Here is an 8185-nt window from a genome sequence, read left to right as displayed (position 1 = left end):
TCGTTACCTTGTAGCTGCCATCTCCATCCCAATTGTCTTGGGAAAGTACCGGCTTGCCAGGCGCTGCATCGGTAATTTTCACGACCAACGGAGCGCTTGTTGTTGTTCCAGAAGAATTAATCAGTTCACTTGTATACGTATAAGTGCCATTTGCTTTGCCTTTTACTTCTACTTTGGCCGTTTGAGCAGCCGGTGATGCGTCAGTCAGCGATTGCGTCTGAATGAGCACGCCATTTTCGTACAACTTGAACACGGAGCCGTTATTGCCCCACCACATGTTCATTGTCACCGTGTAGTTACCGTCCTTCAAGCCAGTCGCTTGACCGCTATTGTCCGACAACACTGGCTTACCTGGCGCCCCTAAGGACGATGATGGTTTCACAACCGTGATCGTTACAGCGCCTGTATGCACAGTTGTTCCATTTAGCGTAACAGCTGCTGTTAACTGTGCAGTACCTTCTGCTACCGCGCCCACTTTACCTTGTGCATCAATAGTCGCTACGGCACCATTACTTGTGCTATAAACTATTACTGCACTGCTAAGATCAGCAGCAGCCCCGTTGCTTAATACACCCGTTACGTGGGTAGTTGTTGTTTCACCCGGTTTGAGCGAAGTCGCATTAGCCGAAAGTGTGGCTTGGCTGAGAGCTACTTTCGCGCTCACATTAAACGGTACAGTCGCTTGCGCAACATTACCCGCAGCATCGACAACACGGTAGCCTACTGTGTGCGTGCCTTGTGTTAGGCTGCCTGCTGCAATGGTTTGACCGCTGCTGATTACAGCGCCATCCAATGTCAATGTCTGCTCAGCTACACCTGAAAGTGCATCTGTACCAGCTAACACAAATGTTAATGTATCAGCATCCGTTACATCCCCGACTGCATGACCGGATTGCGTTAGCACGGCCGTTGGAGCGGTTTTATCCAGTTTCACCTGCAAGGATTTTAGAGCTTCCTCATTCCCTGCCGCATCTGTTGAGGAGTACGCAACTGTATTCGTACCTTCCGTTTGAATCATGACTGGCGCCTCATAAGGAACAGCTGCACCACCATTCAAGCTGATCTTCGTTGTTAAAGCGCCCGCTGTATCATCCACTGCTGACAAAGTTACGGTCACATCTTCCTTATACCAGCCCTCACTGTTCGCTGAACCGGACAAGCTCGCTGTCGTAACAGGCGCTGCTGTATCGGCTGCAACTGTGAAGTCGCTTAAACCTCTTGGCTTCAATTGGAATACGCCTTTGAAAATAGCACCGACACCCTTGATGTTCACCGTTTGTCCCGCTTGGTACGGGAATGAACTCATGGTCAGACCCGTTCTTACATCAACACGGATGTGATTGCTCACTGAACCCTTGACGGCATCAAATTCAAAAGATCCTGCCGGCGTAGCGCTGATGATATTGCTCACAGTGACATCGCTAAGCTCAACCAATTGTCCTTGATTGTCATTCGTCACCGCTGATGTAGCAATTGGCGCTGGAAGTGATGCAACGCCTGTTTTTTYGATAGCAACTGGATCTGCTAACTCTAGCTCTGTATTAAATACAGCGGTCGATGCTGTAACCTTCACTTTATCCCCTTGATGAAAGCCGCTCAGACTCTGGAACACGTAGATTCCGCCTGTTGCATCCTGCAGGTAGAATGCCTGACCGCCAAAAGCACCCGGTTCAGTCGTCACAACCCCCTCCACAGTCACCAACGTGCCAGCTGCTTTACTCCGAGCATCGGAGATGTCGATCTTCGCAGGAATTGGGTTTTGCTCTTCCGGTAAAGACTCAGCAGGTACGTTGCCTAGAGTAACGCCATCGGTTTTCAGGTTCGTGGAAGCTTGACGCAGGCGTAAATTCGCCGCAGCCGTCGTCCCCGGTTTAACGCGAACCATCAAATCCTTCGTTGCATGGCCGTTGATATCCGAGGTCACGCTGAACTGTGTACTGTAGCCGTATGCTGTAGGCCATGTGCCGTCAGCATTCTGGACCATCGCAATTTGCGTGCCACCACTTACCAAATAAATCCCTACGTTGAACCCCGTAACCGTCGTAGCCGGAGGCAGATTATCCACTACAACCCGTAGAGGGAAATCCACCGCATTCGGCAGCGTCGCTTGGTGCACGAAGCTATACGCTGCGCTCGCTGTCGCTGCAGGACCACCGTAGGAGCCCGCTTTGAAAGTGCTGCGGTCATACCATTTGTAGCCGGCATTCGGTGCCGCCCAAGGCTCTGGCTGTGGCTCTGTAGAATTAGCCGGCGTCTCAAAAGGCAGCAGCGCCGTCGGCTGATCCAACTGTAAGCCGCTTACTTCCGACAAGCTTGTATAGCTTTCTTTTTTCGCAAGCCAATTCACCATATTAACAAGCAGGACGCCGTCGTCCACTTCTTTGAAACCGTCGTATGTCGTCTTTTTCGCGCCTGTATCTTCACGCAAATACTTCGGTGTCGCATCCTCCACCGGTGAGGAGTCACCGATGAATCCGGCTTTACCTGCACCTGACTTGGCGATAGCGACAAAAGGCCCTTCCGCTACGCCGCCACCGTTATATACACCTTGATCGACTGCGCTTGCCCAAGCCTCATTCGTTTTCGGCAAGTAGGCAATTCCTTTGGCCTTCGTCGGATCGATGATTGCCAGCGTTGATCCCGCATGCATCGCTACGCTTGAAACACCTGTCGTAATACCGAACGACTGCTGTGGCGACACGATTTGGTTCGCATTAATATCACCTAAAGCGTTATAGCGGAAACGCAAACCGAATTGCGTAGCTAACCAGTCTGAGCTAGCTACATCCTGCATAGCTGATGTAGAGCTTTCTTCAGCGCTCATGCCGCTGGCTGGATTCGTCCACGCGCCACGACGGTAGCCGTTGAATACTTCCGAACCGTCCCAACGGTTCTTGTTGCGATCCGCATTGTAGTGATCTCCAATGAAGAAGATACTTCCTCCGCCTTGCACATACTGCGCTAGAGCTGCCTGCTCGCTCGTTTTATAAGGTACATTAGACTCAGCTACGACAAAAACGTCATAACCGCTCAAATCACTAAGTGTGATGGGTGTTGTTTTACGCAGTTCTTTGACGTAGTAACCGTTATTTGCCAGCGCGTTTCCAAAATCTGAAAAGGCTCCGTCGATCACCCAATCCGCCGCACCAGCGGTTTGTTCATGCGTGTTGTCGAACAGCACTTTCTTCCCTGCGTTTTCGTTGACTACTTTCGCTTCAATGAATGGAGCCGGATCACTTGGCCCTTCCGCCATTACCGCCTGCCAGCTGCTTGTAGCCAGCACTTGTAGAGGTAGCGCTACCGTTAAGGCCAGCGCCGCTTTTATCGCTTTTGCTTTCCATCCCGCTCTCTTACCCATTACAAATTCCTCCCTTATCATCTATGTGACAAGCCTTGTACCGACCCTTATTTTACCATGGTTCAAAAAGGGAATGTGCATTTTTTTTGTAAAGATAAGGAAAAATGTGTAAGTTGGAACTGACATTGCTGTTTTTCTGTGCGATGTCTTATTTCTACCAGATGTTAGCCTCGCTACACTGGATGGTTCTTCCGATGCTCTGCTAATGGGGAACTACAGTCCACTATTCCTTTGAAAAGGCACAGTTTCCGCCTGTAGGGGGAACTACGGTCCTCTATTTTGGCGATTCCACCTGAAAACCGTTCCATGGTGCCCGAATAGCGCCCTGTAGTTCCGCTCCGAGTGGAAATAGCTTATTTTCCTCCAAATAGCGCACTCTAGTTCCCTCTATGTAGCCTTAGCGAAATTCTCGCTAGTTGTTTAATTTGTTTTGGTAGGTGAGGTGGAGGTTGGTTACATGGTGAGTTCGGTTGCGTAGGGTGATGGGGTGAGGTAGATGAGCTGGCAGAGCTGAGTGAGTTCGATGAGTTAGGTGCGTTGGGCGAGTTTGGCAGTAGAGTGATTGGGTTCATTGGGTGTGCTGGGTGGGTTCGATGAGCTGGGTGGGTTCGATGAATTAGATGAGAGTGAGTTCGATGAGTTGTGGGCGTTGGGCGAGTTGGCAGTAGAGTGATTGGGTTCATTGGGTGAGCTGGATGAGCTGGTAGAGCTGAGTGAGTTCGATGAGTTCGATGAGTTGGGTGCGTTGGGCGAGTTTGGCAGTAGAGTGATTGGGTTCATTGGGTGTGTTGGCTGAGCTGGATAAGATAAGCTGAGTGCACTGGATGAATTAGATGAACTCACTGTAATAGATGTTGACTATATAGTAGTTAGACAAGTAGCGTGATGAGATACTGCTTGGAATAGCAGCAAACACAAAAACCTGACGGAGCTAATCCGTCAGGTTTAATATTCGCTGCTGCCATAAGTCCAGCCTCACGACGTTGGCTGAGCCCCTTTGGTCTGCCCGCGGAAAGCATTCGGCACGGTCCCCGTATGCGCCTTGAACAGCTTCCCGAAATAATTCTTATTCTCGTAGCCGAGCATGTCCGAGATTTGTTCCACGGTTTTATCCGTAATTTCCAAAAGCTCCTTCGCCTTCTCCATCTTCATCCGTGTCACATACTCCACGAAATTCTCACCGGTTTCCTTTTTGAAAARCCGACTCAAATAACTCGGATGAAGGTGCAGATGCGCCGCTGCGTCTTCGAGCGATATTTTCATATGCAAATGATTATAGACGAACCGCTGACACTCCAGAATCTCACGGTTGTGCGACTCGCGGTACACCTGCCCAGCCCACTGAATTGCTTGCTGCAAATAATCCTTCAGCCACAATTCCAGCTCTCGCACAGACGACAACTCGTGCACATCATGATGCAAAAGCTCCGAAGAAAACGTCGACTGGTAATGCTGCAGCGATTTGAGGCGCATACGCACATCAAGAATCATTTTCAGCAGCCATTCCTTCACTTCCATGGGCCGAAACCGATGATACTGGATGAAATCAATCCACTTCGAGACGTACATATCGATCAAATCCGACCGTTCATCGAACACCACGCTTCGAAACTCGTCGAGCGTCTGGGCATACTCTGCAAGCAGCAATCCCCCGTCCCCGAAGCCTTCCCGAACATGCTCCAGCTTCATGACTGAGCTTTCCGGCAAGTAGAACCGCGAGCTCCGCCCTTCTACCATTCGCTTCAACTGCTCCTTCAAGGAACGTACATCCTTAGCCGGACTACCCGTTATGAAAGAGAATGCCACCTTCGCATATTGCTGCAAACAACTTTGCAGATGACGCAGCGTCTGCTCGACCTTCTGGCTGTTGTTGACATGCATGCTGCCATATTGCGGAAACAGCAAAATAACTTCGCCCGTGTCATACGTGAACAATGTGATTTCCTTCTGATCGACGAGCAGCTCTTCAATGATATTTTGGATTGTGTAATCGAATAAATCCTTGGATTGGAAACGCTGATTCGCCTCTTTCACCCGGTTGGCATACCCGAACACAGGCAACACGCCATGCTGTCCCAGACGAAGGCCGAAACCTGCCGCTTGCTGGCTCCACTCCTCTGAATCAAACAACGGCTCATTGACCATACTCCGGATAAAATGGCGCTTGGACGAGCCGCGGTGCAGCGCTGCCTCCCTCTCGAGCTTGCGGCTTTTGGATAGTACGTGATCCTCGGCATCAAGCTGCTCCTTCAACCTGCCAAGCACCTCGGAAATGTTGCTTATATTCATCGTTTCTTTCAGGATATATTCACTCACTGAAAGCTTCATCGCTTTTTGCGCGTAGTGAAAATCATCGTGACAAGAGAGAATAACAGCCTTTACATGTGGGTCCTCCTCACGGAGCGAACGGATCAAATCTAGCCCGTTCATTTCCGGCATGCCGATGTCAYTAATGAGCACATCGATTTTGGCCTTGCGTCCGGCTTCCAGGGCATCCAGCGGATTCTCGAAGGCTCYCGTCAAACGAAACCCCAGCTCTTCCCATTTGATCGCTGAACTCAAAAATTCAAGTACAGGTAAATCATCATCGACAATCATGACTGTATACATGCTTAGCCCTCCTTTCCTGTCTGCTGCGGAAAGCGCAGGACAATCTGCGTTCCCTGATCTGGCCCGCTTGCGATTTCATAATCGAAACGATGGCCGTAGATGATACGAAGGCGCTCTAATACATTTTGTAAGCCAATACCAGATAAGTGTGGGCTTCGCGAAGTATGGTGATGCCTCGTAGGTAGTGTCACAAGATGTGTGCGAAGCTCCTCCAGCTGCAGCATCGCTAGCTCCGCCATGCGCTTGAGCTCCTGCTCGCGGCGATTCTCCTCCAGCATCAGCTCAATACGGTCAATCATGCGGTCGAACACATACCCAAGCCGGCCAACTTCATCCACGCCAGTAATGTTCGAACGTTCGCCGAGTTGACCGGATTCGATCCGGACCACTGTTTGGACAAGCCGCGCAATAGGTTTAGTAAGTGTGCGCACCATATATAGAAGGATAACGGCAAATAAGACCAAGAAAAATAGCTGAATTAGAAAATCTGTTTTGCGAAAAGACTCAATTTTCTGCGCTGCTGCTTTATAAGGGCTCATGTTAACAAGCTGCCACTCTGGCGTCACATGGCTGCTCAGCAGAATATAGTCTTCTCCCGCCACCTTCACAAAAGAGGCCCCATCCTCCTTAGGAAGCTGATCAAAATATGGAAACATCGTACCGATGGTCGTGGAATCTTTATCAACCAGAATGCGCCCCTGTGCATCTATGATAGCCATAGATTCATTATTTTGATATTGATTGAACAGATCTTGCAGCAGACGAAGCTCCAACCCAACAATCACATAGCCATAGGTGATATCGTTCTTGCGAAGGGGTTTGGCTGCCGACAGCAGATATGGCTGATTCGTTGATTCGCTGTAATTGGGCTCAGCCCCGATCCACAATACATTGTAGCCGGATACTTGTTCCACTGCGCTAAACCAATTTCTTTTCATAAAATCCGTCGGATTAAAAGCAAAAGTCGTATAGGAGGCTACATATTCCTTATTGGGCAGCAAAACCGTCACATTCAGATTGCCGAAGGAATCGATAACCGTTGACATCCTTTTCGCTATCACCTTACCGCATCCCTTGTAAACAGGCTGGAGACGTTCATAGAAACAACCGATGGAAGAACGAGACAAATCAGAATCGTCAGTACCAATTTATTGCGTAAAGATAACCTGCGAAGCCAACCCGGCACTGCGTTCTCCTGCCTTTCGAATGCACCTTTGGAAATGGGAAAAAGAGGAGCCTAAGGCCTCCTCTTTTCATTATAGCAATAATCTTGCGCGATTCGTTACTTCTTACTTCGCGTTGCTCTTACGGATATCTTCAATTTTCGTTTTAGCTGTTTGGATTGTTTTCTCTAGATCTTGTTTGCCTGTCAAGAACAACTCAACTTGCGTTAAGTATTCTTTCTCTTGTTGCAGCGCGTAAGTTGGAGGAACAACCAGTTTCGTAGCTTTGTTGACTTTCAGAGTAGCAAGCAAGGAATCTTTATCGATCATAGCGACTTGTTCTGGTTTACCACTTTTCAAAATCGCATCAACGTTTTTCTCAACATCGGCTTTTTTCCATGCGGAGAAGAATAGACCTTGTGTTTGTATACCTTCCGTTGTGTACCATTTCACGAAATCATATGCCGCTTGTTTATTTTTGGAGTTTGCAGCTACACCCATGAAGTCAGCGCCTACTTCTGTCAGACCGTTCGGATCTTTGGCATCAAACTTCGGATATGGAGCAAAAACAGTTTTGAATTTCGCGTTCAGAGAAAGCTCGCCAACCATCCAGTTACCTGTTGCTAGCATAGCTGTTTTACCACCGTAGAACACATCACGGTAAGCCATTTTTTGCGATACAACTTCAAAGTAAGGGACGGATGTTTTATCTACGTTCTCCATTTTGTTTCTGAGGTCAAGGGAGTAACGGACTTTCGGATTGTCGATGTTTTGCGTACCATCGGATTTCACCAAGTATGGGTTCTCCATATCATTGTTCAGACCAAGCAGCGCGTAGTCTTTCCAGTTGTGGAAGTAGGAACCGTAAGCTTTCGAAGCCCCTTCACCTTTGGTCAACTTCTTAGCGTACTCCGCATATTGATCCCATGTCCACTCTGTTGGAACAGGAAGTTTAGCTTCATCGAGCTTGTCCTTGTTCAAAAGAACGAACCATTCAATCATTTTACCTGGCAATGCAAAGTATTTACCGTTTACTACTGGATCAAGCTTGTAT

The 8185-nt window shown here is 48.8% G+C and carries 5 protein-coding genes; 1 reads left to right on the top strand and 4 read right to left on the bottom strand.

The features are described 5' to 3' along the window. Window positions 1-3358, bottom strand: a 3358-nt coding sequence (locus AC1DUA_RS18480) for an OmpL47-type beta-barrel domain-containing protein (RefSeq protein ID WP_477501166.1), incomplete at its 3' end; no start/stop codon positions are given. A 673-nt stretch (window positions 3359-4031) separates the two neighbouring features. Here AC1DUA_RS18480 and AC1DUA_RS18475 point away from each other — a divergent pair. Continuing rightward, the gene (locus AC1DUA_RS18475) at window positions 4032-4154 is read left to right on the top strand and encodes a hypothetical protein (protein ID WP_477501165.1); all 123 of its coding nucleotides are present in this window, start codon (window positions 4032-4034) and stop codon (window positions 4152-4154) included. Window positions 4155-4333: 179 nt separating this feature from the next. Here the strand turns inward: AC1DUA_RS18475 and AC1DUA_RS18470 are convergent, their stop codons facing one another. From AC1DUA_RS18470 to AC1DUA_RS18460, 3 genes are all read right to left on the bottom strand, one after another. After that, a complete protein-coding gene (locus AC1DUA_RS18470) occupies window positions 4334-5968 on the bottom strand; it encodes a helix-turn-helix domain-containing protein (protein WP_477501164.1) in 1635 nt (544 codons plus the stop codon). Window positions 5969-5970: 2 nt separating this feature from the next. Beyond that, a complete protein-coding gene (locus tag AC1DUA_RS18465; RefSeq protein ID WP_477501163.1) occupies window positions 5971-7029 on the bottom strand; it encodes a cache domain-containing protein in 1059 nt (352 codons plus the stop codon). A gap of 228 nt (window positions 7030-7257) precedes the next feature. Further along, a partial coding sequence (locus AC1DUA_RS18460) for an ABC transporter substrate-binding protein (RefSeq protein WP_477501162.1) occupies window positions 7258-8185 on the bottom strand: 928 nt, incomplete at its 5' end.

Source organism: Paenibacillus sp. 01T422 (assembly GCF_056398785.1).
This window is presented reverse-complemented; position numbering and strand designations above follow the sequence as displayed.